The organism is Escherichia sp. MOD1-EC6819, from assembly GCF_002965765.1.
GTDB lineage: Bacteria > Pseudomonadota > Gammaproteobacteria > Enterobacterales > Enterobacteriaceae > Escherichia > Escherichia ruysiae.
Window position 1 is genome coordinate 126,193 of record NZ_PTRG01000008.1, and the last position, 25,012, is coordinate 151,204.

The following is a 25,012-nucleotide window of genomic DNA, read 5'->3' on the forward strand; positions in this document are numbered from 1 at the left end:
TTTTATTTAAGCTGTGTAAATGCAGACAATTGTTTTCTGGCTTCGCTATTGGCTGCCTGCATCACCATCCACGGGCTGAATGCCCACGGCGTGGCATCAATACCGCGTAATACATCTGCTAAATCACACCATTGATAATCCATCACTTCATCATTGTTGGGCTGTAACTCGCTGATCACGCGTGCGGCAAATACCGGGCACACTTCATTTTCGACAATGCCACTCGGATCGGTGACGCGGTAGTGAAAGTCAGGATAGACCGGTTCTGGTGATGTTATTTCCACACCCAGTTCAAAGCGGCAACGGCGGATCACCGCGTCTTCGTTGCTTTCTCCCAATTGTGGATGCCCACAAACCGAGTTTGTCCACACACCCGGCCATGCTTTTTTGCTCAGTGCGCGGCGGGTAACTAATAATTGCCCTTTGGCATTAAACAGCCAACTGGAGAACGCGAGATGTAAGGGGGTATTTGCCGTGTGTGCAGCATATTTTTCCAGTGTACCCGAAGGGACTCCCTGTGCATTCAGTAAAATGACGTGTTCCGTTTGCATAATTTCTCACATGTAATTCTAATCACTCGTCATTATAGATAACAGAAGTGTTAAATGATTAACCAAGTGAGCGTTTATCGACAACCGCCCGTTTTGAGCGGATGTCGACAGGTAAAACCATTTAAAAAAGCAGCATCATATATTGGAAGCGACTTTCAATGGCCATTGCAACACAGTCAGAAATGACAGGAATAGAGAGAGTAAAAAGCAACAACAGACTGAATATAGCGCGCATTAAAAGATTCATATTATTCTCCATGCTCATTTTTCTTCAGCTTGCGCATCAGAAGCCACATACGTACTGTCCTGACTTTTAGATCTTTATCAGAGACGGATTCCTTTACCAGGTCAGCATGATGCTGATAGCCATTAAAGAAGACGTTCAGCACAACGGCGCTAAGGGTTGCGAGCATAATGCCGCTATGCAGCAACGGTTGCAGTACGGCCGGTAATTTAGAAAAAAAATCGTGAGAAAGCGTCGGAGTCATGCCAACGCCGAGACTGATTGCCACAATATAGAGGTTGTAACGGTTGGTGGTGTAGTTACAGCGCGACAGAATCCGAATCCCTGTAGCCAGCACCATGCCGAACATCACCAGCCCCGCGCCGCCCAGCACAAATTGCGGAATGGAAGCCACCAGCACCGCCATTTTGGGCACCATGCCGAACAGAATTAAAATAATCCCCGAAGAAATACACACCCAGCGGCTATGAACGCGCGTCACGCTGACCAGACCGACGTTTTGTGAAAAAGATGTATGCGGAAAACTGTTAAACGTTCCGCCGATCATGGTTCCTACGCCATCCACGCGCAGCCCGCGAATAATGTCGTGCGAAGAGAGCTTACGACCGACTATTTCACCCAGTGCCAGGAACATCCCCATCGACTCAATAAATACGATGATGAGTACTGCGGTCATGGTCAAAATAGAAACGGGGTCGAAAATCGGCATACCAAACGACATCGGCGTAACAATCGCAAACCACGAAGCATCATGCAGCCCGGATAAATTGACTTCATTCATCATCCACGAAAGTAAAAAGCCAAATACAATCCCCAGTAATACGGCGACATTGGACATAAATCCTTTTGCATAGCGAGTAATAAGCAAGATGAAAATTAAGACTGCGAAGGAGATTCCTAAATAAACGGGATTACCATATTGCGGATTTCCTTTACCTCCCGCAGCCCAATCAATGCCCACCTGAATAATACTCAGCCCGATAGAGGTAATAACCACACCGGTAACCAGCGGTGGGAACAAAGGCATTAAGCGACCAATAAGCGGCGCTAATAATGTGGTGATAAATCCTGCTGCGATGGTTGCGCCAAAAATCCCCAGCAGCCCGATATCCGGGTTCATCCCGATAGCTATCATTGGCGTTACAGCAGCAAAGGTCACCGACATAATAACGGGCAGGCGAATCCCCATAAAACGACCGATGCCAATGCATTGCAAAAGTGTGACGATACCGCAGCAAAAGAGGTCGGAGCTAATAAGCATCGCGATCGCCTCTTTGGTAAGGCCGAGTCTGTCACCAATCATCAGTGGAACAGCGACTGCACCTGCATACATCACAAGTACGTGTTGCAGACCGAGTATGATCAACTTTCCTGGTGATAATATGCGGTCAACCTCATCGGTGGGGCGGTCTTGCCCTGAAGATGAGGGAAGTTGGGAATCTATGGCGCTCATCAGTCATTCTCCTTTCGCTCGCCAGAGTTAAAAGCAACCGTTTACGTTAATAAAACTGTTTAATTACATGCTCGTGGGATGCCAGTTTTAACGAGGAAGGGAAGTTAGAGACAGGAATTGCGGAGGCAATCACATAATCGTGGTTAAACCGAGAAAATGAGAAAAGAATCAGATAATGGAATTATCTTTAATTTTCTCATATTGATATGTCTTTAATCATTCTGGCATATCGCACTCTCGCATTTAATGTTTTTGAGTTGGATTACTCTGTTTTCAGCAACGATGTTTAATTAATGAAAGCGGCACAGATTGAGGGGTAATAATTTGACCTCAGTCGCAAAATATCATTAAAGCGGACACGTTTTATAATATATGCCCGTTTATTGCATTGCGACATTTGAGAAGACATAACTCATCAAATGAAAGGGATGCAAATGAATAAGTTTATCGCTGCTGAAGCTGCGGAATGTATAGGCTGTCATGCCTGTGAAATTGCCTGTGCGGCGGCACACAACCAAGAAAACTGGCCGCAGAGCCACAGTGACTTTAAACCCCGTATTCACGTTGTTGGGAAAGGCCTGCACGCGAATCCGGTGGCCTGTCATCATTGCAATAATGCCCCCTGCGTTACGGTTTGCCCGGTAAATGCTCTGACTTTCCAGCCCGATAGCGTACAACTGGACGAGCAAAAGTGTATTGGTTGTAAAAGATGCGCAATCGCTTGCCCCTTTGGCGTAATCGAGATGGTCGGTTCTATTGCGCAGAAATGCGACCTTTGTAACCAGCGCAGTTCCGGCGTTCAAGCCTGTATTGAGGTCTGCCCAACGCAGGCATTACGCCTGATGGATGATAAAGGGTTACAGCAGATAAAGATGACCCGCCAGCGCAAAACGGCAGAAGGAAAGGTGTCATCAGATGCTCAGTCATCTCGCCGTGCAGCGTTGCTCCCCGTTAACCCGCGTAAAGGTGCAGATAAAATTTCAGCGAGTGAGCGGAAAACCCACTTTGGCGAAATCTATTGTGGACTGGATCCGCAACAAGCGACTTATGAGAGTGACCGCTGTGTTTATTGTGCCGAAAAAGCCAACTGCAACTGGCATTGCCCGCTGCATAACGCCATTCCGGATTACATCCATCTGGTACAGGAAGGGAAGATTATTGAAGCGGCAGAACTCTGCCACCAGACCAGCTCCTTACCAGAAATCTGCGGCAGGGTATGTCCGCAGGACCGGCTTTGTGAAGGTGCATGTACTTTGAAAGATCACTCTGGCGCAGTCTCTATCGGTAATCTGGAACGCTACATCACCGATACCGCGCTGGCGATGGGCTGGCGTCCCGATGTCAGCCTGGTCGTTCCGCGTATGGAAAGAGTGGCGGTGATTGGCGCAGGGCCAGCAGGGCTGGGGTGTGCCGATATTCTGGCGCGCGCTGGCGTTCATGTTGATGTCTTTGATCGCCATCCAGAAATTGGCGGCATGTTGACCTTTGGTATTCCTCCTTTCAAGCTCGATAAAGCGGTGTTAAGCCAGCGGCGGGAGATATTCACCGCGATGGGGATCGACTTTCATCTCAACTGTGAAATTGGCCGTGATATCTCTTTCAACGAATTAACGGCGGAATATGATGCCGTTTTCCTCGGCGTGGGGACTTACGGGATGATGCGAGCGGATCTGCCGCATGAAGATGCGCCCGGTGTCATTCAGGCGCTACCGTTTCTGACCGCGCATACTCGCCAGTTGATGGGGCTGCCAGAGTCTGCAGAGTATCCGCTGACGGATGTAGAAGGTAAGCGAGTTGTCGTATTGGGGGGCGGCGATACAACAATGGATTGCCTGCGCACATCCATTCGCCTGAATGCCACCAGCGTGACCTGTGCTTATCGGCGTGATGAAGTCAGTATGCCCGGCTCGCGAAAAGAGGTGGTTAATGCGCGAGAGGAAGGCGTTGAGTTTCAGTTCAATGTTCAGCCGCAATATATCGCTCTTGATGATGACGGGCGCTTAAAAGCGGTGGGTTTGATTCGTACCGCAATGGGTGAGCCGGGACCTGATGGTCGCCGTCGTCCACGTCCGGTGGCGGGATCTGAGTTTGAACTGCCCGCCGATGTGCTGATTATGGCCTTTGGGTTCCAGGCACATGCCATGCCGTGGTTGCAGGGCAGTGGCGTTAAGCTCGATAAATGGGGGCTGATTCAAACCGGCGACGTCGGGTATTTACCCACCCAGACGCATCTGAGAAAAGTCTTTGCTGGTGGTGATGCTGTTCATGGCGCGGATCTGGTCGTCACTGCAATGGCCGCAGGAAGACAGGCAGCACACGATATGTTAGCCATGTTTAATACGAAGGCATCGCGATGAAATCGTTAATTATCGTTAATTCAACTGACTGCATTGGTTGTCGTACTTGCGAAGTGGCTTGCGTGGTCGCCCATCCGTTAGAACAGGAGTTGAATGCGAGTTTCTTTCTCCCACGTTTAAAAGTGCAGCGTCTGAACAACATTAGTGCGCCGGTGATGTGCCATCAATGCGAAAACGCCCCTTGTGTTGGCGCTTGCCCTGTGGGGGCTCTGACGATAGGCGAGCAGGTGGTGCAGGCCAATTCTGCCCGTTGTATTGGCTGTCAGAGTTGCGTCAGTGCGTGCCCGTTTGGGATGATCACTGTTCAGTCGTTGCCCGGTCATACTCGTCAACTCATCGTGAAATGTGATCTTTGCGAACAGCGGCAAGAGGGACCTGCGTGCGTTGAGTCCTGCCCAACGCAGGCGTTGCAGTTGATGACTGAGAGAGAACTCAGGCAAGTCCGCCAGCAGCGTCTTGCTGCCAGCGGTGAGTATCCTCTCTGAAAGAAATCTCCGCGCTGAAAGGCGCGGGGAGTCTATTAGATTGCCCAACCACCTGCGTAAAACGCGACCAGTGCGGCGGTAATGATAACCGTACCAATATTCAGCTTTTGCCATTCGCGTGCAAAGACGCGGCCTACGACCAGTGTCACAAAGCCCAGCATAATACCGGTGACGATATTACAGGTCAGAACGATGAAAACCGCACATACCAGGCCTGCCATCGCATCAATAAAGTCATTGAAATCGAGCTTCGAGACGTTACTTAACATCAGCAAACCCACGTACATCAGTGCAGGGGCAGTGGCATAACCAGGGATCAGAAACGACAGCGGAGATAAGAACAGAATCAGCAGGAATAACGCGCCAACTACCGTTGCGGTTAAACCGGTTTTGCCCCCGGCGGCAGTTCCGGCTGCTGATTCGATATATACCGCCGCAGGTGCTGCACCCACTAAACCGGAGAATATTGAACTAACCGAGTCACTGGTCAGGGCTTTACCGCCGTTGATGATCTGGTTGTCTTTATCCAGCAGATTCGCCTGTCCGGCTACTGCACGGATGGTGCCGGTGGCGTCGAACACTGCGGTCATCACTAATGCCAGTACACTCGGAAGTACAGTTGGTTGAAGTGCGCCCATAATATCCAGGCTGAAAATCAGAGACTTACCATCTTCGCCAGTCAGACTTGGCATTGCTACCAGACCATGATATTTGACTGCCGGATCAAAGATTAAGCCGATGATCGAGATGGCGATAATCACCAGCAAGATCCCACCAGGTACGCGGCACTTCTCCAGGCCGAAAATCACCGCTAATCCCAGCAAGCTCATCAGCACCGGGAAAGAGGTAAACGCACCAAGCGCGACGGGTAAGCCTTCAATCGGGTTTTTGATAACCATACCAACGCCGTTAGCGGCAATCAGTAGCAGGAACAGACCAATACCGATACCTGTACCGTGCGCAATACCCATTGGTAAATTGCGTAAGATCCAGGTTCGCACGCCAGTTACGGAGATAGCGGTAAATATCAGACCCATCAGAAAAACCGCCCCTAGTGCTACCGGAACGCTAATTTGTTGCCCGAGTACCAGGCTGAATGCGGTAAATGCTGTCAAGGAAATGGCGCAACCAATCGCCATTGGCAGGTTAGCCCATAACCCCATCAGCAGAGAGCCGAAGCCAGCGACCAGACAGGTGGCAACGAAGACCGCTGCGGGAGGAAAACCTGCTTTACCCAGCATTCCCGGCACTACGATAACGGAGTAAACCATAGCGAGGAATGTGGTCAGACCCGCCAGTACCTCCTGGCGAACGCTGCTGCCACGAGCGGTAATTTTAAAATAATTATCCAGCGCGCCCTGTGGCTTTGGTGCGTCCGGTGTTTGTAGGATGTCTCCAGACATAATGATGTCCTCACGAGGTTTATTATTAGTTACGTTCGTACACCAGACGACCATCAACGTAGGTGCGATAGATAGAACGGTCATCGCCCAACGTCATCATCACGAACAATTTGTCGACTAAAGAAACAGAGTTGTCATAGCGCAATTGCTGCAGTGGCGTGGCGGTAGGCTCCATCACCACGAAATCAGCCTCTTTGCCTGGTATAAAATTGCCGATCAGATCGTCAAGTCCCAGAGATTTCGCGCCACCGAGCGTGGCAAGGTAAAACGCTTCATATGCTGAGAGACGATAGCCCTGTAACTGCAACACTTTGTAGGCTTCGTTCAGTGTTTGCAGCATGTTGAAGGTGGTTCCGGCACCAATGTCAGTCCCCATGCCGACTTTGACTTTCTTATTCCATGCTTTTTTCAAGTTGAATAAGCCGCTACCGAGATAAAGGTTGGAGGTTGGACAAAACGCGATGCTGGATTTAGTTTCGCTGAGACGATCCCACTCTTTTTCTTCCAGATGGACGCAGTGAGCAAAGACGCAGTTTTTACCGGTCAGGCCATACTGGTGATAAACATCCAGATAACCATCATGTTCAGGATAAAGTTCTTTCACCCAGGCAATTTCATCTTTGTTTTCACACAGATGGGTATGTATCCACGTATCAGGAAACTCTTCTTTCAGGCGTTGCGCCATTGCCATCTGTTCGGGAGATGAAGTCGGTGCGAAGCGCGGTGTAATGGCGTACAACAGACGTCCATTTTTGTGCCAGCGTTCGATCAGTTCTTTGCTTTGGTGATAACTGCTTTCTGCGGTATCAAGCAGATAATCCGGCGCATTGCGATCCATCATCACCTTGCCGGCAATCATACGCATATTGATATGACTGGCGGCTTCAAACAGCGCATCAACGGATTGCGGATGAACAGTCCCAAACACCAGCGCCGTAGTTGTGCCGTTGCGCAATAACTGCTTGATGAAAAACGCCGACATTTCGCGGGCGTATTCTAAATCCTCATAACGACGCTCTGTGGGGAATGTGTGTTTATTCAACCATTCCAGCAACTGCTCACCGTAGGCACCGACCATTTCACTTTGCGGATAATGGATATGTGTATCGACAAAGCCCGGAACTATCAGTTTGCCTCGATAATCACGGACGCGAATAGTGTCAGGAATTTGATGCTTTCCGTCTTCCCATTTGCCAAACCATTCCACTTTCCCTTGTTTAATGAGTAGTAAACCATCCTCAATAAAACGCAGTGCAGAGGCGATTTCTTCCGGGTTATCGACTGTACGGGTGACATCAATAAAACTGCCTCGTACTGCTTTTAACGTGTGTTCTCCTGACATCATTGACTCCTTTACTTTTAATCCATCTCTTCCGCTGAGGTAATACCAGGCAGAACGTTTTCCTGTCGGTAGCCACCAGGGAGAATAATATTTAATAAAATCGCAGTTAACCCGCCTGCACAAATAGGGTTTTCAACTAATACATAAATAGAGGCAGGCAATATTTTAAAAATTTCGGGATCGTAGGAAACACCAAGACCTAAACCTAATGAGGTGGCGACGATAAGTGTTTCACGGCGTTTTAAGCCATTGGTGATAATGATGCGGATACCGGCAATGGCAATCATGGAAAACATTAACGTCATTGCACCCCCCAGAACTGCCGAGGGGATAGTGGTGAAGAAGCCGCCGATCATCGGAAATAACCCGAGGATAACCAACATAACCGCGATGGTTCGCCCGATATAACGTGAGGCGACGCCGGTCATCTGAATAACACCGTTATTTTGCGCAAAGGTGGTTAATGGTAATGAACCGACTGCGGAGGCGATAACAGAGACCAGACCATCTGCCAGCACGCCACCTTTCAGCCGTGACTGATATTCGTCTCCCTGAATAGGACGGCGGGAAACCATTGCCGTGGCGGTGATATCGCCTACTGCCTCCAGCACGCTAAGTAGATAAATCGTGCCGACCACCAGGAACTGATGGAAGCTGAAACTAAACCCGTATTTGAACGGATGTGGGATAGTGATTAACGGCAGGTTGCGCATACTGCTGAAATCCACCATGCCAAGGCATAACGACGCGATATAGCCGACGCAAAGCCCAATGGCGATCCCGCCCATGCGTAGCAACGGACTGCGACAGCAGTTAAAGCCGATCACCACAATCAAAACCAATAAACCAACGCCGAGATGTTCGTAATTGCCGAACGTACCGCTGCTTTTGGCTGCAAATCCACCGCCAAAATCGATAATGCCGACTTTAATCAGGCTCAAGCCGATCATCAGCACCACAATGCCGCTGACGGTGGGGGTGATAACCCGACGTAGATAAGGCAGGATAAAAGAAGAACCGACAACCAGAAATGCGCCGACGAAGGAAACGCCAAGCAGCGACGACATGATTAATTCTTCGTGGAAGCCGTCGCTTTTCATGCTGCTGCCCAGCGCAATCATGACGGTAACAAATGAAAAATTGACTGACTGAATGGAGAGTAAACCGGAACCTACGATGCCATAACGGTTTACCTGTAACCATGTTCCAATGCCGGAGGCGATCATTGCCATTGAAACCAGATAGGCGGTCGTTTCTGCGGAAAGTTGTAAGGCCGCACCCACAATTAATGCGGGAGTCACCATCGGAACGAAAATTGCCAACAGATGGGTAATTGCGCCAACAATAGCCTGATGAAAGGGAGGGCGATCCTCCAGTTCAAATATAAGGTCGGAACCTGCATGGTTTATATCAGACATCCCTTCACTCCTTTTAAAGTAAATTTGATCATCTGAATCAGTAAAATAAATACCCACGAATTTGGGGCGCAGGACGCCTTGAGAACGGCTTATCTCATTTTCGCAGTTACTATTTAGTCATCGTTCAAACAGAGAAACAGGCCGCCGAAGCGGTAACAGATTGTTGATAAATCGCGCTTTGTTCATGCCGGATGCGGCGTGAACGCCTTATCCGCCTACCAAATCATGCTAACTCAATATATTGCAGTCGACATGTAGGCCTGATAAGCGCAGCGCATCAGGCAATTTCGCATTTGTCAGCAATCCAGGCCGCCGAAGCGGCCATTTATTACTTATATTTTTTCCAGCGCGGTGAGTATTTTCTCCGGAGTGAAATGCCATTCGCGTAACCAGATGCCGCAGGCATCGTGAATTGCAGTAGCAATTGCTGGTGCTGCGCCATTTACGCCAATTTCCGAGATGGACTTCGCCCCGAACGGGCCGACTTTATCGTCGCTCGGCACCAGTACGGCACGGAAATCACGTGGGATGTCGCCAATTTTCGGTGCGCCGTAACTGCGTAAATCGCGGGTTAACGGGTGACCTTCGGCGTCATAAATGATTTCTTCGCTCATACTGTGCCCGATAGCACGCAGGGTGGCGCCGTAGATTTGTCCCAACGCTAACTCCGGATTGACCGGCGTACCGCAATCCAGCAGGGCGTAGAATTTGTCCAGGCGGATTTCACCGGTACGCGTGTTGACGGCAACTTCAGCAAAGTTTGCACCATACGGGAAGGCGAAATCAGGCGTGATATAACTGGCTGTTCCCACCAGCGAACCAAAGCCAGTACCGGTTTCGCCTTTATGGGCAATATCCCCGAAACTCACTTCGCCTTTCTTACCGCGCACGACGCCCGGCGTTGCCAGTTGAACATCTTCCAGTGGCTCACCCAACATTTGTGCACCGTGGAACAGGATTTTCTCCCGCAGATTTTCCGCAGCCATACGCGCCGCGTTGCCTGAGAAACAAGTACCGGACGAGGCATACGCGCCTTTATCAAACAGCGCATGGTCGGTGTCACCGGAGATAACATGCACGTCCTGCGGCGGGCAGTGCAGCACTTCTGCCGCCAGTTTGGTCACCACAGTATCCAGGCCGGTTCCGATATCCGCACCACCGGAGTGAACGATAAAGGTGCCATCAGATTCCAGTTTGATCATGCAGTTAGCCTGATCGATATCCGGGATACCCGATTTCTGCATGATAATGGCAACGCCACGACCGATGCGCCAGTCACCATTTTGCGGTTTCGGTGAAGACCATTGGATCATCTCGCGACCCTGACGCAGGATCTCTTCCAGCGCGCAGCTGGCAGCGGAAGGAACGGAGGTCGGCGCTTTACCTTCACCGATTGCACCGAGAATTTTCAGCTCTTGCCCTTCGTGTACCCGGTTACGTTCGATAATTTCCAGTTGGTCGATCTGTAACTGTTCAGCCAGTTCCGCTAATGCCATGGTGATCGCGAAGTTACCTTTCGGTGCGCCATAACCCTGATAAGCACCATTTGGACAAATGTTGCTGTAGTAGGTGGTGACCTGGAAATCGACGTTATCGCACGGATATAACGGCAGCGACAGCGCCGGTCCGTTACACGGTACGGTGAGTGAATGGTTGCCGTAAGGACCTGTGTTGGCGCGGAAATCCATCTTCACTGCCGTCAGGCGACCATCTTTTTTCGCCCCCAGTTTGACGGTGACTTTCGCGACGTGACGAGAAGTGTTGGCAATAAACTCTTCTTCACGGGTGTAGCGGAACAGCACCGGACGCCCGGTCACGCAGGTTGCCCAGGCGCACACTTCTTCCAGCAGGATGTCCTGTTTGGAACCAAAACCGCCGCCTACGCGTTCTTTAATGACATGAACTTTATGTTGTTTCATACCTACAAGGCGCGCAACCTGGCGGCGTAAGTGCCACGGTACTTGAGTGGAGGCGTGAATAACCAGCCGATCGCCATCCATGCGGGTAAAGCAGATATGTGTTTCAGTCGGGCATTGCTGCGCCTGAGTTGAGTTATAGGTTCGCTCAATGATCACATCGGCATCGGCGAAGCCTTTATCCATATCGCCAATATGACCATGAATACTGGCGGCGATATTTTTGCGTGGGCGAGAACCGATAGGGAAGTTAATGATCATATGCTCGCCGCGCTGGGCTGCATGACTGTTGTCATCTTCCAGAGTATCTGGCGCACCAGCGACATACACCACCGGTTCATCGTGCACGACAGGTGCATCTTCCGCCATTGCTTCGTCGATCGACATTACCGGTTTAAGCACTTCATATTCAACGTCGATGAGCTTCAGTGCTTCGAGCGCAATTTCTTCACTTTCAGCAACGACCGCAGCAACACGATCGCCGACATGACGCATTTTCTTGCCGAACATGCGGCGGTCAAGTGGTGACGGTTCCGGCGCGCTCTGACCACCAGGTGTGTAGTAGATGTCCGGGCAATTCAGGTGAGTAATAACGTGAACAACGCCCGGTAAAGCCTCGGCTTTGCTGACATCCAGATGGGTAATTAGTGCGTGAGCGTGTGGGCTACGTAACATTTTAATGACGCAGGCGTCAGCCGTTACGCGGTCTTCAACATAGCAGGGTTTCGCCTGCACCATTTTCGCGGCATCAGTTTTAGGATAATGCTTGCCAATGACTTCAAGGTCATCACGGAAAGTCGGAGCGATATCAATGGTGGCCTGCGGATTATTTTTACGTGCAACCGCCAGTTCAATGACCTGATAGTATTGTTGCCAGCCTGCATCGCGGCTGAACAGACCAGAAAGCGCGTCGTCGATCTCTTCGCGGGTAGGTGCGGCGATGCGATCAAGAAGATCGGTAATAATCAGAGCCGCAGCTGGATCGTTATAACCGGACTGCACCACGCCGACATCAACCATTGCTTGTTGAACCAGACTTAACTCGTTCCATTTGCCCAGCGATTCTGTGGTACGAATGTCTGCTTTTTCTAACTGTGCGGCAATAAGCAGGGATGCGTTGACGATATTACCGTTAAAGATAATTGCGTCAGAACCGGCAAAACCGAAACCATCATCACTGTTGCGTACAGAGTGCATTCCCATGTTAAACAACAGCTTTTGCACGTTTTCGCCAGGATTAACGGTTAGCGCCTGGGGCGCGCCATTTAAAGTAAAGTGGATAATCATACGGCTTCCTCCCCAGCCTGTTGGCAGTCGGCATACAGGTCGGCTACCAGAACTCCCGTGATATAGCGTTTATAGGCCACGCTGCCCCGCAAATCTTCCTGCGGGAAAATGGCGTTGGCGACGGCCTGTTCCAGTGCATTACCTTCCAGATTTTGTTTTTCGACATCGTGCAGACGCAGTGCTTTACTGGCGACGCCATCCAGCGCAATTCGCATACCGTCGTGGTCGGTTAATGCAACAGCCGCAGTCACCACCGTTAACCCAGCCTGGGAACGGCTAATTTTGCGAGTCGCGCAGGTGCGATACGGATCTTTAATGATGATTTCTGTCAGCAGACGATCACATGGGCAGGACAGGTAGTCCTCAATTGACAGCGTTTCGCCGTTGCCAAAAACCAGTTCAGCATCCAGTGCCAGCAAGACGGGAAGCAACACCGACTCTTCCTGCCGGGCGGCGATTTCGCCACCAATGGTGGACTGATTACGAACATGGCGAGAGTAGACAAAGCCGAGGGCTTCACGCAAAGCTGCAGGAATAAATCGCGCATCACGCAGTGGCTGCAAGCGAGACATTGCGCCAATACGCAATGCGCCGTTATCCCAGTCAACCCAGTCCAGTTCCAGATCCTGTAAGGAAATGGCAATCTTTTTATCGGTACGGGTTGGTGTGGCGTTGAGTTTGCTGCCCCCGGCAAACCAGACGGCTTCATCCTGGAAGCGGCGCTTCAGTTCCAGCGCCTGTTCGACAGAGTCGGGTCTGAAAAATTGTTCAATCATCTTCTTTCCTTATTTAGCCCTCCTCCTTGAAGGAAGAGGGTATCTGTCATTTATGCCAGCGCATCCATCCGGCGCCACATACCGGCGGCGGCTTTTCTGGCTTGCGCATAAATGGAATCGCAATCGAAGTTAAACTGACGGTCTTCATAGACCATCACACCGTTGACCATCACGCTGTGAACGCTGCCTGAACCCATGCCGAAAGCGATATGACCGGCGATATTGTCCGCCAGCAACGGCGTTGGCGAGGTGTAATCGCAAATGGTTAAATCGGCTTTATAACCTGCTTCCAGCAGGCCGAATTTCGCACCAAAGTTGCGACTCATTAGTTCGTTGCCGTTAGTCAGGGCTTTGGCAAAACTGTCAGGCCACAGCGAACCACCAGCGTCACGATGTTTAAAAAAGGCGAATTTCATCTCTTCAAACATGTCTGAACCGATACCGTCGGTTCCCAGTGCCAGATTGCGGATATCGCTAAGATGATGGTTGTAACCAACATGGTTATTCATGTTGGAGCGGGCGTTATGTACCAGGAACGCGTCATGCTGATTAAGCAGGGCGATATCCTCTTTCGACAGATACAGGCCGTGGGCGACCAGCGTTTTGCTGCCGATAAGATCGAATTGCGCCAGTCGTGCCAGCAGATCTTTGCCGTACCAGTGGTGACTGTGAGAAACGTCGTAAAGGTCTTCAGCAGCGTGAATGTGTAAACCACGCCCGGTGGCTTTTACGGCTTCGCGCAGCATTTCCAGACCGGCATCCGGCACGGTAAACGGCGCGTGAGCACCAATATGCGCTTCCACCAGATATGGCTCGGTAGCTACTTTCTTTGCGTCGTCAATCTGACGGGCGAAACGGATGTTTTCTTCTACACCTTCCTGTAACTCTGTGATGCCGTTGTTACGGTCAGTGGTTTCAAAACAGGTCATCGCACGCAGGCCAACTTTTAAAAATGCGTTGCGCAGCGTCGAGAGCGACCCGCCGATATAAGCCGGGGACGCATGGTGATCGATAACCGACGTGCATCCGCTCTTGATTGCTTCGAGTGAACAAATCAGCCCGCTGTAATAGAGCGACTCTTCATCAAGGGCACGATCGAGCCGCCACCAAAGATTTTTCAGCGTTGAGATGAAATCCGGGCAGGGAGCGATGTTCGCCATAATTCCGCGCGAAAGTCCCGAGTAAAAATGGTTGTGTGAGCAGACAATCCCAGGCATCACAATCCGGCCATGCATCTCTTTGTAGCTGGCGTCAGGATAACGCTGCGTCAGAGCATCGCCGATCGCGACAATCACATCATTTTCGATGGCGATATCGACGCCTTCCTGCACTTTTGCCGGGTGTAACTGTACTGCGGTGACATTCTTCAGAATCAACATGATTACACCTCCACGCGGCTCAGCAGATAATGATGATGCTGGTGGACATGGCTAATGATGCGGCACATATCGTTCAGCTCTGGCGGTACGTTGTCGAACTGACCTTCGCTATTGATATTCAGCACCCAGCTTTGGTTATTCAGACGTACACGTACCCGGCAATCTTCCACCAGGAAGCCTGGGTTGCTGCTGTTATCAAAGTCTTGCGACAGACTAAAGACGGTGATTTTGTCTTTGTACGGTTTACCGTTCCACGGGCAGAACTGAGCGCAGTTGCCGCATTCGTTACAGTAAGCGTCGAGGTGCAGCGTCTGGAAACGGTTCTGGAAGCCAGGGACGGCAATTGAGACGTTGGCGCGGTTCGGGCAGACATCCACACACTTGCTGCAAACGTAGTTACATTCAAGGCAGCGAGCGGCTTCCTGGGCGACAAACGCGTCACGATCGTCACTGTTCACCAGGGTGACAGAGATATCGCCTTTACGTTGGTAGATTTCCGCCGGGTTGACGTTGTTCCAGTATTTATCGCTCTGGTGGGAGCGGATATTTTCTCGACTAAGGATGGCATCGGTGGCTCGTCGAGCCGTTCCGACAGCCGCGACAATAGAGGACGGACCGCGCTGTACGTCACCAATCATAAAGACGTCAGTCAGACGAGTTTCGCCGTTATGGTCGACATCAGGCCAGCCGTTTTTGTCCAGCGGCACGCCCATTGCGTTCAGGGCTTCGGTATCCTGCTGTTCGCCAATGGCGGTGATCAGGCTGTCTACGTGTAGCGTTACTGTTTCGTTGGTTTCAACCGGACGGCGACGGCCTTTCTCATCGGGTTCGCCAAGCGACATGACGCGCAACGTTAAGGTGCCATCCGCATCGAAACGTTCTGGGTTATTGAGGAAACGGAACTCTACGCCATCGTGTCGTGCTTCTTCATACTCTTCGCGCCATGCTGGCATCTCTTGTAGTGAACGACGGTAAACGACAGTCGCTTTTTCAACGCCCGGAACGCGTAACGCCGCACGGGCGCAGTCCATTGCGGTGTTACCCGCACCGACAATCACCACATGTTTACCCAAGTTGAGCACTGCGCCTTTGTTGTACTCGCGCAGGAAGGGGAGCGATTTCCAGACATTCTGGTTGTTGCCCGCCAGCTTCACACCGCTGTTTTTATCGGTGCCGGTGGCAATCAGAACATAGTGGAAGCCCTGATTTTTTAACTGTTCGACGGTCAGATCCGGTGAACAGCCATACTCAAATTTCACGCCGTGGTCGGCAACAAAATCGATATCGTGCTGAATCAACTCAGCAGGAATACGGAACTGTGGAATGATATTTTTCACCACGCCGCCGGCGTTAGCTTCGCGTTCAAATAGCGTCACCGGATGACCCGCTCTGGCAAGGAAGTAGCCTGCTGCCAGACCCGCCGGACCTGCGCCAATGACGGCAACCGGATGGCGAGAACCGGAACCCGCTGGTTTGTGCCAGCGTTGCTTATATTCATCCCAGCCTTTTTCCAGGGCGACTTTTTTCAGTTCGCGGATATTCAGCGCACTATCGTAATCCAGGCGGGTACAGTTGTACTGGCACTGGTGATCGCAAATGTGACCAGTAATGGCGGGCAGGGCATTACGTTGGTAGATGAGTTCCAGCGCGTCGGCATAGCGATGTTCGCCAAGCAGACGAATGTATTCCGGAATATCCTGTTTGATGGCGCAGGCAGTGACACAGGGGGCAACGTAGCAGTCGGTCAGCGGCAGGTCTTCTGCCACTTCTATACGCTCTTCTGGCTTCCAGTGTTTCTGGGTGTACTCCATGGTCAGCGCATCTGCGGCCAGCTTGCTCAGTCGTTCCACGTCAACGTGGTCAAGTCCCCAGGCGTCGGAGCCTTCCAGCTCGCGCATACAGGCACTTAAACGCAAATAGCCGCCGGGTTTCAGTAAGTCGGTTGCCATGGTGATAGGGCGAATGCCAGTATCGAAAATATCGCGGATAGTCAGCTGGCTGGCACCACCGGAATAAGAAATTGGCAGTTTGCCGTCAAAGGCACGGGACAGAACTGCCGCGACATTGATAGAGAGCGGGAACAGTGCACGGCCGGACATATACATCTCTTCACCAGGCAGTGCGCCTTTGTTATTGATGGTGCCGAGAGTGTTAGTCAGTTTGACGCCAAAGCCGAGAGATTTTTCTTTTGCCAGCGCCATCAGGCGTTCCAGCATTTCCAGCGCCTGCGTTAGCTTGAGGTCGTGATCAAATGACTCTTCTTTTAAGCCGATGTAATCGAACCCACATCCATCAAGAATCTCACGAACACGCGCGTACCCCAGTAAGGTCGGGTTGAGTTTCACAAAGGTGTTCAGCTCTTTTTCTTCCAGCATGTAGCGGCAAATGGCTTCGATTTCATGCGGAGGGCAGCCGTGCATGGTGGAGAGGGTAACGCCTTGTACCATGCTGGTGGGGATACGGGCTGCTAAGGCCTGCAAGCTTTCACGTTTTTCCTGCAATCCGTGGCGGGCTAAAAATGCGTCATCGTGGAGGAGTTTATTCAGCGTATCGCGGTATTGAGCGAATTTCGGATGGTCAGATGCGTCCATCATATTGTCGATGAACTGCTGCATCGGCGGCTGCTTAATGCCTTCGAGGTTGTAACCGACGCTCATATTAAAGATAAACGATTTACCAGAATCAGAAGGCTGGAACATGGCTTCGAGAAGATGCAGGGCAAACCAGGCTTTGAGGTATTCATCCCAGGCTTTAAGCAGGGTAAATTCGGTTGACCATTCGGTGTTAAAGCATTCGTCTTCGGCATCGATACAGGGCTTTTCCAGCTCCAGGCGGTCAAGAATTTGGACGGTTTTTAGTTCGATAAAGCGTCCGCCAGTCAGCCAGGAAGTGACGATATTTTGCGCGAGTTGCGTGTGCGGACCAGCGGCAGGGCCGACGGGGGTGGCACAGGTTTCACCGAAGACGCTAACAGTTTTACCTTTTACGGGTGAGTAAAACTGTTGCTCAGGAATACCAAAGATTGAGCGTTGTTGTTGGTATTCATCAAATATGTGCGTCAAAAGTTCCTCAAACGGAATGGGACGCATAATATCCCCCATAACCCTCTCCTTAGCTTATACAGATATCATTGAGTGACCGGTATTGATAAATCCGGTGGTTTAAGGAGACAGAGCAACAATCGCACCACTATTGCCAGGTTGGCTCGGAAATATAAAAAAATGTGAGGCGCCTCGAAACTTAATGGTTTTTTGTGAATGATCTCACAGGTGCTAAATGAGAATTAAAATCACTACTGAGAGTTATTATTGCCAGGGGTTTTATCATTTTTTCTCATTTCTCAAAATCAGTGGCTCCTTATCATTATGATAAAAGGATACTGAGCGGAATGAATATTTGAACGCAATCGTTTAACCTGATTTTCTAAAATTCAGTATGCCACTTTTGCGCATTAATAAAGTCCTCGGGGGTATCAATATCTAAAATTATTTCTTCATCTTCTATTTCGACGGAATAATGTTCACCCATTTGCAATGCCTGACGCATATTGGTCACGTTGGGACGTTGGATAGCCTGCATCAGACTCGATTTTGAGATTAAAATGGGATGGCCAGGGATACCATTGTGGAGTGGGAGAATTGCACCGTTGTTGCGTAACCTCCAGATTTTATTAAATATATTGGCATTAAGACTTGGCATGTCACCATGAGTAATAAAGCAATGTTCAGTTTGCACTTCGGGAGCCGCAGCCTTCACCGAGGTCAGTAAGCCCTGCTCATAATCTGGATTATAAATAAGAGTAATATTGCCAGTGTTCTCGTAGCGATGGTGCAGTTCATTAGCGCGAAAACCCGTAACTAAAATAATTCGACTACAAAACTGCAACGCGTTTTTGATACTTGCATCAAGAATTGTTTCCTGTTGCCAGGGTAACATCATTTTCCATTGTCCCATTCTTGATGATAATCCAGCAGCGGTAATTATACAGTCGATAGATGACATAGTGATTCCATTATTTATATCGGTTAATAACGCCTGAAAATTGCGTTACTTCCTGGTTAATGAATTTGAGGGCTAATTTATCCCAGAGAGGTCTATGAAGACTCGTGAAAAGTATAATTGACCCATCAGCATTATTCATTGATTTAGGCGTGCAGAACGCTCCGGCAGTCATTTCTGTTGTTGGTGCAGGGGGGAAAACCAGTCTGCTTTTTTGGCTGGCAGAGTTACTTCAGTCTAGTGGCAGGCGCGTGTTAATCACGACGACGACACATATGTTTATACCAACGTCTCACTGGCCCGTGGTTTTCTGTCGCGATCCCGCCATGCTTCCTCATGCGTCTCTCACATCCCCCATTGCATTTTGTTTTCACCGCTTCAAAGCGAAACAGGGAAAAGCGCAGGGATTTACGCCAGATACCATTGATGTACTGGCGCAACGACCAGAATGTGACGTAATTCTCATTGAGGCAGATGGCTCGCGTGGAATGCCGTTAAAAGCGCCAGATGAGCACGAACCTTGCATACCTAAAAGCAGTTGCTGCGTGATTGCTGTGATGGGAGGGCATATTTTGGGCACTAAAGTTGGTGCTGAAAATGTCCATCGCTGGTCGCAGTTCGCTGAGATTACAGGGTTAACACCTGATGCAACCTTGCAGCTGAGCGATCTCGTTGCGCTGGTTCGCCATCCGCAGGGGGCGTTTAAAAACGTACCGCAAGGCTGTCGGCGAATCTGGTTCATTAACCGTTTTTCTCAATGTGAGAATGCGATTGCGCAAAACGAGCTACTCAAACCGCTGCAACAACACGACGTAGAGGCAATCTGGCTGGGCGATATACAAGAAGATCCTGCAATCGCGCGCAGATTTGTGAATTAGCAGCTCGGACATTCCGGGTTACTGAAAGGATATCCATTGAGGTTGGTATGAATATTTTCACAGAGGCTGCAAAACTTGAAGAGCAAAATTGTCCGTTTGCGATGGCGCAAATTGTTGATAGCCGAGGCTCGACTCCCCGCCATTCTGCACAAATGTTAGTGCGCGCCGATGGTTCTATCGTCGGTACAATTGGTGGTGGAATGGTTGAGCGGAAGGTGATTGAAGAGTCGCTTCAGGCATTGCAGGAACGTAAGCCGCGATTATTCCATGGACGTATGGCTCGTAACGGTGTGGATGCTGTCGGGTCAGATTGTGGAGGTGCAATGTCCGTGTTTATCAGCGTCCATGGTATGCGTCCTCGTCTGGTGTTGATTGGTGCGGGGCATGTCAACCGGGCGATAGCCCAGAGTGCGGCGCTATTAGGGTTTGATATCGCCGTTGCCGATATTTATCGCGAAAGCCTCAATCCTGAACTTTTCCCGCCGTCAACTACGCTTCTCCATGCCGATTCGTTTGGCGCGGCAGTAGAAGCAATGGAGATTCGTCCTGATAATTTTGTCCTGATTGCCACGAATAATCAGGATCGTGAAGCCCTCGATAAACTCATTGAACAGCCCATTGCATGGCTGGGTTTGCTGGCAAGTCGCCGCAAGGTGCAGCTTTTCCTGCGTCAATTGCGTGAGAAAGGCGTGGCTGAAGAACATATTGCCCGTTTACACGCGCCGGTTGGTTACAACATTGGTGCGGAAACGCCGCAGGAGATCGCCATCAGCGTGCTGGCAGAAATATTACAGGTGAAAAATAACGCGCCGGGTGGGCTGATGATGAAACCTACGCATCCTTCCGGACACCAACTGGTGGTAATTCGCGGCGCGGGAGATATCGCCAGTGGTGTGGCGTTACGCTTGTATCATGCGGGGTTCAAAGTGATCATGCTGGAAGTGGAAAAGCCAACGGTGATTCGTTGTACCGTGGCGTTTGCCCAGGCCGTGTTCGACGGCGAAATGACGGTCGAAGGCGTCACAGCCCGCCTGGCAACCAGCTCTGCGGAAGCGATGAAACTTACCGAACGTGGATTCATCCCGGTGATGGTAGATCCTGCCTGTTCACTGCTTGATGAACTGAAACCGCTTTGCGTTGTGGACGCTATTCTTGCGAAACAGAATTTGGGTACGCGTGCAGATATGGCACCGGTGACGATCGCGCTTGGGCCGGGGTTTACCGCAGGGAAAGATTGCCATGCGGTAATTGAAACGAATCGCGGGCACTGGCTCGGTCAGGTGATTTACTCCGGTTGTGCACAGGAGAATACCGGTGTTCCCGGTAATATCATGGGGCACACCACCCGACGTGTGATCCGTGCTCCGGCGGCAGGCATTATGCGATCCAATGTGAAATTAGGCGATCTGGTGAAAGAGGGCGATGTGATTGCCTGGATTGGTGAGCATGAAATTAAAGCGCCGTTGACGGGGATGGTGCGTGGCTTGTTGAACGACGGACTGGCGGTGGTCGGTGGTTTTAAAATCGGTGATATCGATCCTCGTGGCGAAACGGCCGATTTCACCAGTGTTTCAGATAAAGCCAGGGCGATTGGCGGCGGTGTCCTTGAGGCGTTAATGATGTTGATGCATCAGGGTGTTAAAGCGACAGAAGAAGTGCTGGAAGTGGCTTAAATGAAAACGGCCGGATGGTATTACCCGCCCGGCCTGAGACTGATGACAAAGTCCAAAAAGAGTTCGGACAGTCCCCTCGCCCCTTCGGAGAGAGGGGGAAAACCGTGCCAACATTGGCGATTGAGCCAGTTTGTCAGCAATATCTGGTCGGATGGCGTCGCCATCCGACCTTTAAATTACTGACAAATCACCGTTCCGGTTTTGCCTTCAATCCCTTCTTTCGCTTTGCTCAATACGGTAATCAGTGCTTCACGACCAGCGCGAGAGCGAGCAAACGAGGCGGCAGCTTCTACTTTCGGCAGCATAGAACCTTTCGCAAAATGACCTTCTTCGATAAAGCGTTCTGCATCGGCCAATGACAGGCGGTCGAGCCACTGCTCATTCTCTTTACCGAAGTTAATGGCCACTTTTTCTACCGCAGTCAGAATGATCAGCATATCGGCATCGATCATTTCTGCCAGACGGGCGCTGGCCCAGTCTTTATCGATAACCGCGCTGGCACCGCGCAGATGGTTACCCTCACGAATCACAGGGATACCGCCACCGCCAACGGTGATCACAACCTGACCTGCATCTACCAGAGCTTTAACCGTTTCTTTTTCAATAATATCAACAGGCTTTGGTGAGGCTACTACACGACGATAGCCACGCCCCGCGTCTTCTTTCAGGGTGTAACCCTGTTTTGTCAGTTGCTCGGCTTCCTGCTCGGTAAAGAACGACCCGATCGGTTTGGTCGGATTGAGGAATGCCGGATCGTTAGCGTCGACTTCGACCTGAGTAACCAGCGTTGCTACAGGTTTATTAATACCACGAGAAAGCAGCTCTTCCCTTAAGGCGTTTTGTAGATCGTATCCAATGTATCCCTGGCTTAAGGCGACACAGACAGACATTGGCAGCATTGGCGAGTGTGCTTCCGTTTTTGCGGCAGCTTCGAATGCCTGGTTAATCATGCCTACCTGCGGCCCATTACCATGAGTGACGATAACTTCATGTCCTTGGGCAATTAAATCAACAATTGCCTGAGACGTAATTTTTACCGCTTTCATTTGTCCGGCCAGATCGTCGCCCAGCGCATTCCCGCCGAGGGCGAGAACAATTTTCTTACTCATTTTTCCTCACTCATCATTCTTAATTGTGTATAGATCCCTGGTAGTGGTTAGAGCACGGGAGGGACAAACGGTTTGCGTCGCAGGAAACGACCGCGTCCGGCTTTGCCTGTGAAGGCTCCGTCGCAGAAAATCGTTTCACCACGGGATAGCGTTTTGACAATTGCGCCCTGACAGGTAATGCCCTCCCAGGGCGAATAGTCGGCGTTGTCGTGGAGATGGCGATGTTGAATTTGTTGGCTCTGACGTGGGTCGATAATCACCACGTCGCCATCGGAACTGGGCGCTAATAATCCTTTTTGCGGCCACAGGCCAAACAGCCTGGCGGGCATCGCGCTGGTTAACTCAACAAAACGTTCCGGTGTGATACGTCCGGTCATTACGCCGCTGGAGAACAGCAATTGCATACGATTTTCCACACCGGGCAAGCCATTTGGGCAGCGACTGAAATCGCCTTTAGAAATTTGCTGGCGTTGAGCCATCGAGAAGGTGCAATGATCGGTCGCCACCACATCAATCGCACCATCGCTGATGCCACACCACAGTTTGTCCTGCTCGCGTACGTTACGCAGCGGTGGGCTAAGAATGAACTTCATGCCATCTTCTGTATCGTAACTGCGTTCGTCCAACAGGAGATATTGTGGGCAGGTTTCAACCCAGACTGGCTGGTGATTCGCACGGGCAAGACGCAGATAATCCAGACCTAAGCCGTTAGACAGATGCACGATATAGAGCGGGGCGTTACCGGCAATTTGTGCCAGGTTAATCATGCGGGCGATGGCTTCCGCTTCGCATTCCAGAGGTCGACTCAAGGCGTGATAGCGTGGCGCGGTTAACCCGGCGGCAATAAACTCCGCCCGCTTGCTGGCGATAGCTGCGTCATTTTCCGGGTGCACAGTGGTCAGGGCGCCAGACTCATGCAAGCGGCGTAATGCTTGCAACACTTCATCATCGTTGAGTTTATATTGATAGGTTAAATAGAGTTTAAAACTGCTCAGCCCTTCCTCGACCATCATCGGGATTTCGTCGAGGATGGCGTGATTAATGTGCTGAATCACACCGTGAAAGCTGTAGTCGATGACCGCTTTATGGGCGGCATAGCCACGATAAACTTCCAGTTGATGGCGTAACCGGCAGCCATTTGGGCCAAATCCCATATGGTCAATAATGGTTGTTGTACCGCCACACGCGGCTGCACGAGTACCGGTAAAAAAATCATCACAACTGCGCGCAATGCCGACATCAATATTAAAATGCGTATGGACGTCCACGCCGCCAGGGAAAACGTAACAGCCAGTGGCATCAATTTCTTCATAAGGGAGCTGCGGCGAAATATTGGTGCCCAACTGGCGAACAATCCCGCTTTCAATCAACAAATCCTGCTTTGCTTGTCCATCTGCGTTCACGACAGTGCCGTTTTTGATCAATACGCGCATAGCAAACTCCAAAAACCCTCCGGCGAACCGGAGGGGAATAAGTTAAGAATAATTATTCGGTTGCCAGCCAGCTTAACGGGATTGCAGCGTACATAGCGGCACAGGTCACCAGGTGTGATTTCCAGGTTTTTTCGTTTGGCGCGTGCGCTTCAGGTTCTTTACCTGGGCCAAAGCCGATCACCGGAATGCCGTGACGACCCATAATGGATACGCCGTTAGTTGAGAAGGTCCACTTATCAACGACCGGCGCTTTGCCAAACAGACCTTCGTAGGCATTCACCAGGGCTTTAACAGTGAAGTGATCTTCTTCCACTTTCCAGGTCGGGAAGTAGCATTCGGTTGGGTAGACCAGGCCAGTCCAGGACGGACGGTCATAGTTGTACATAGAAACGACAGCATTCGCTTTTTGAACTGCTGGCAGGGCGCGGATTTCGTCCAGCGCGCCTTCCCAGGTTTCACCCCAGGTCAGACGACGGTCAATAGAAACTGCGCAGCTGTCTGCTACAGCGCAACGGCTTGGGGAGGTAAAGAAAATTTCAGAAACGGTCAGCGTACCTTTGCCGAGGAATTCGTCATAACCCAGACGTTGGGACAGTTCTTGTAATTCGCCAAGAATCGGTCCCATTTTGAAAATGGCGTTATCACCGCGTTCTGGCGCAGAACCGTGACAGCTAACGCCCTGAACATCAATACGAATTTCCATACGACCGCGCTGACCACGGTATACCTGGCAATCAGTCGGTTCAGTACTGACCACAAATTCCGGGCGAATGCCAGATTGTTCAATAATGTACTGCCAGCACAGACCGTCGCAGTCTTCTTCCTGCACCGTACCGGTAACCAGCAGGGTATATTCATCTTCCAGACCGAGGTCTTTTATGATTTTACCGGCATATACCATAGACGCCATGCCGCCTTCCTGGTCGGAAGTACCGCGACCACCGATCAGCTCATCAGTTTCCATACCTTCGTACGGGTCGAATTCCCAGTTTTTGATGTTGCCAATGCCGACGGTGTCGATGTGAGCATCCATCGCAACCAGACGCGGGCCGTGGCCGATATAACCGAGAACGTTGCCCATCGGGTCGATTTCAACTTTATCGAAACCAACTTTTTCCATCTCTTCTTTAATACGATGCACTACGCGTTTTTCGTCACAGCTTTCACTGGGAATCGCAACCATGTCGCGCAGGAAGCGAGTCATGTCTGCCTGGTAATCCTTTGCTTTTTCAAGAATCAGTTTGAATGGAATATTCTTAGCCATTATTTTTCTCCAGTTTTTTACTCCCCGTTTTGCGGGGAGCTGTTC

General features: G+C 50.7%; 18 protein-coding genes and 1 pseudogene. 5 read left to right on the forward strand and 14 right to left on the reverse strand.

The window, feature by feature from the left end:
• Positions 1 to 2: 2 nt before the first annotated feature.
• Positions 3 to 551, reverse strand: coding sequence for an isopentenyl-diphosphate Delta-isomerase (idi, locus tag A7Z06_RS13120; protein ID WP_001192779.1), 549 nt, complete (start codon positions 549 to 551; stop codon positions 3 to 5).
• Between the two features lie 54 nt (positions 552 to 605).
• Between idi and A7Z06_RS21680 the strand changes: the two are divergent.
• A pseudogene (locus A7Z06_RS21680) lies at positions 606 to 668 on the forward strand (hypothetical protein); the annotation flags it as partial.
• A gap of 4 nt (positions 669 to 672) precedes the next feature.
• On the opposite strand, the gene yqfG reads toward A7Z06_RS21680, so the two are convergent.
• A complete protein-coding gene (gene yqfG / locus A7Z06_RS13125; RefSeq protein ID WP_094185000.1) occupies positions 673 to 798 on the reverse strand; it encodes a protein YqfG in 126 nt (41 codons plus the stop codon).
• A 1-nt stretch (position 799) separates the two neighbouring features.
• Positions 800 to 2,248, reverse strand: a complete 1,449-nt coding sequence (gene uacT, locus A7Z06_RS13130; protein ID WP_010347966.1) for a urate/proton symporter UacT — start codon at positions 2,246 to 2,248, stop codon at positions 800 to 802.
• Positions 2,249 to 2,682: 434 nt separating this feature from the next.
• Here uacT and ygfT point away from each other — a divergent pair, with 434 nt between their 5' ends.
• Positions 2,683 to 4,605, forward strand: a complete 1,923-nt coding sequence (gene ygfT / locus A7Z06_RS13140; protein ID WP_010347967.1) for a formate-dependent uric acid utilization protein YgfT — start codon at positions 2,683 to 2,685, stop codon at positions 4,603 to 4,605.
• Positions 4,602 to 5,090 carry a 4Fe-4S dicluster domain-containing protein gene (locus A7Z06_RS13145; RefSeq protein WP_000838440.1) on the forward strand — a complete coding sequence of 163 codons (489 nt, stop codon included), beginning with the start codon at positions 4,602 to 4,604 and terminating at the stop codon, positions 5,088 to 5,090. The genes ygfT and A7Z06_RS13145 overlap by 4 nt, the downstream gene beginning before the upstream one ends.
• Before the next feature lie 35 nt (positions 5,091 to 5,125).
• Here the strand turns inward: A7Z06_RS13145 and ghxQ are convergent, their stop codons facing one another.
• From ghxQ to mocA, 8 genes are all read right to left on the reverse strand, one after another.
• Positions 5,126 to 6,493 (reverse strand): guanine/hypoxanthine transporter GhxQ, encoded by a 1,368-nt coding sequence (ghxQ, locus tag A7Z06_RS13150; protein WP_000012141.1) that lies wholly within the window; start codon positions 6,491 to 6,493, stop codon positions 5,126 to 5,128.
• Between the two features lie 25 nt (positions 6,494 to 6,518).
• The gene (guaD, locus tag A7Z06_RS13155) at positions 6,519 to 7,835 is read right to left on the reverse strand and encodes a guanine deaminase (RefSeq protein WP_010347969.1); all 1,317 of its coding nucleotides are present in this window, start codon (positions 7,833 to 7,835) and stop codon (positions 6,519 to 6,521) included.
• Between the two features lie 17 nt (positions 7,836 to 7,852).
• Entirely contained in the window at positions 7,853 to 9,253 is a 1,401-nt protein-coding gene (xanQ, locus tag A7Z06_RS13160) for a xanthine/proton symporter XanQ (RefSeq protein WP_001280173.1), read from the reverse strand.
• A 332-nt stretch (positions 9,254 to 9,585) separates the two neighbouring features.
• Complete coding sequence (locus A7Z06_RS13165) at positions 9,586 to 12,456, reverse strand: molybdopterin-dependent oxidoreductase Mo/Fe-S-binding subunit (protein WP_105279453.1); 2,871 nt, start codon at positions 12,454 to 12,456, stop codon at positions 9,586 to 9,588.
• Complete coding sequence (ygfM, locus tag A7Z06_RS13170; protein WP_000572432.1) at positions 12,453 to 13,232, reverse strand: molybdopterin-dependent oxidoreductase FAD-binding subunit; 780 nt, start codon at positions 13,230 to 13,232, stop codon at positions 12,453 to 12,455. The genes A7Z06_RS13165 and ygfM overlap by 4 nt, the downstream gene beginning before the upstream one ends.
• A gap of 50 nt (positions 13,233 to 13,282) precedes the next feature.
• Complete coding sequence (ssnA, locus tag A7Z06_RS13175) at positions 13,283 to 14,611, reverse strand: putative aminohydrolase SsnA (RefSeq protein WP_000906295.1); 1,329 nt, start codon at positions 14,609 to 14,611, stop codon at positions 13,283 to 13,285.
• Between the two features lie 2 nt (positions 14,612 to 14,613).
• The gene (gene ygfK / locus A7Z06_RS13180; protein WP_105279454.1) at positions 14,614 to 17,712 is read right to left on the reverse strand and encodes a putative selenate reductase subunit YgfK; all 3,099 of its coding nucleotides are present in this window, start codon (positions 17,710 to 17,712) and stop codon (positions 14,614 to 14,616) included.
• A 322-nt stretch (positions 17,713 to 18,034) separates the two neighbouring features.
• Positions 18,035 to 18,613, reverse strand: a complete 579-nt coding sequence (gene mocA, locus A7Z06_RS13185) for a molybdenum cofactor cytidylyltransferase (protein ID WP_000094817.1) — start codon at positions 18,611 to 18,613, stop codon at positions 18,035 to 18,037.
• 104 nt (positions 18,614 to 18,717) lie between these two features.
• Between mocA and yqeC the strand changes: the two genes are divergently transcribed.
• Together yqeC and yqeB are read left to right on the forward strand one after the other, a co-directional pair.
• On the forward strand, positions 18,718 to 19,488 hold the full coding sequence (yqeC, locus tag A7Z06_RS13190) for a selenium cofactor biosynthesis protein YqeC (protein WP_000835701.1): 771 nt from the start codon (positions 18,718 to 18,720) through the stop codon (positions 19,486 to 19,488).
• 47 nt (positions 19,489 to 19,535) lie between these two features.
• Positions 19,536 to 21,161, forward strand: coding sequence for a selenium-dependent molybdenum cofactor biosynthesis protein YqeB (gene yqeB / locus A7Z06_RS13195; protein ID WP_001020404.1), 1,626 nt, complete (start codon positions 19,536 to 19,538; stop codon positions 21,159 to 21,161).
• Between the two features lie 176 nt (positions 21,162 to 21,337).
• Here the strand turns inward: yqeB and arcC are convergent, their stop codons facing one another.
• Genes arcC through A7Z06_RS13215 form a run of 3 tightly spaced genes read right to left on the reverse strand, consistent with a single transcriptional unit; the run spans position 21,338 to position 24,967 of the window.
• Complete coding sequence (gene arcC / locus A7Z06_RS13205) at positions 21,338 to 22,270, reverse strand: carbamate kinase (RefSeq protein WP_000037990.1); 933 nt, start codon at positions 22,268 to 22,270, stop codon at positions 21,338 to 21,340.
• Between the two features lie 47 nt (positions 22,271 to 22,317).
• A complete protein-coding gene (gene hyuA, locus A7Z06_RS13210; protein WP_024165227.1) occupies positions 22,318 to 23,703 on the reverse strand; it encodes a D-phenylhydantoinase in 1,386 nt (461 codons plus the stop codon).
• Between the two features lie 52 nt (positions 23,704 to 23,755).
• On the reverse strand, positions 23,756 to 24,967 hold the full coding sequence (locus A7Z06_RS13215) for a YgeY family selenium metabolism-linked hydrolase (protein ID WP_001107129.1): 1,212 nt from the start codon (positions 24,965 to 24,967) through the stop codon (positions 23,756 to 23,758).
• Positions 24,968 to 25,012: the final 45 nt, after the last annotated feature.

Coding starts and splice junctions, on each gene's coding strand:
- idi (WP_001192779.1), bottom strand. CDS start 551: ATGCAAACGGAACACGTCATTTTACTGAATGCACAGGGAGTCCCTTCG.
- yqfG (WP_094185000.1), bottom strand. CDS start 798: ATGAATCTTTTAATGCGCGCTATATTCAGTCTGTTGTTGCTTTTTACT.
- uacT (WP_010347966.1), bottom strand. CDS start 2,248: ATGAGCGCCATAGATTCCCAACTTCCCTCATCTTCAGGGCAAGACCGC.
- ygfT (WP_010347967.1), top strand. CDS start 2,683: ATGAATAAGTTTATCGCTGCTGAAGCTGCGGAATGTATAGGCTGTCAT.
- A7Z06_RS13145 (WP_000838440.1), top strand. CDS start 4,602: ATGAAATCGTTAATTATCGTTAATTCAACTGACTGCATTGGTTGTCGT.
- ghxQ (WP_000012141.1), bottom strand. CDS start 6,493: ATGTCTGGAGACATCCTACAAACACCGGACGCACCAAAGCCACAGGGC.
- guaD (WP_010347969.1), bottom strand. CDS start 7,835: ATGTCAGGAGAACACACGTTAAAAGCAGTACGAGGCAGTTTTATTGAT.
- xanQ (WP_001280173.1), bottom strand. CDS start 9,253: ATGTCTGATATAAACCATGCAGGTTCCGACCTTATATTTGAACTGGAG.
- A7Z06_RS13165 (WP_105279453.1), bottom strand. CDS start 12,456: ATGATTATCCACTTTACTTTAAATGGCGCGCCCCAGGCGCTAACCGTT.
- ygfM (WP_000572432.1), bottom strand. CDS start 13,232: ATGATTGAACAATTTTTCAGACCCGACTCTGTCGAACAGGCGCTGGAA.
- ssnA (WP_000906295.1), bottom strand. CDS start 14,611: ATGTTGATTCTGAAGAATGTCACCGCAGTACAGTTACACCCGGCAAAA.
- ygfK (WP_105279454.1), bottom strand. CDS start 17,712: ATGGGGGATATTATGCGTCCCATTCCGTTTGAGGAACTTTTGACGCAC.
- mocA (WP_000094817.1), bottom strand. CDS start 18,613: ATGTCATCTATCGACTGTATAATTACCGCTGCTGGATTATCATCAAGA.
- yqeB (WP_001020404.1), top strand. CDS start 19,536: ATGAATATTTTCACAGAGGCTGCAAAACTTGAAGAGCAAAATTGTCCG.
- arcC (WP_000037990.1), bottom strand. CDS start 22,270: ATGAGTAAGAAAATTGTTCTCGCCCTCGGCGGGAATGCGCTGGGCGAC.
- hyuA (WP_024165227.1), bottom strand. CDS start 23,703: ATGCGCGTATTGATCAAAAACGGCACTGTCGTGAACGCAGATGGACAA.
- A7Z06_RS13215 (WP_001107129.1), bottom strand. CDS start 24,967: ATGGCTAAGAATATTCCATTCAAACTGATTCTTGAAAAAGCAAAGGAT.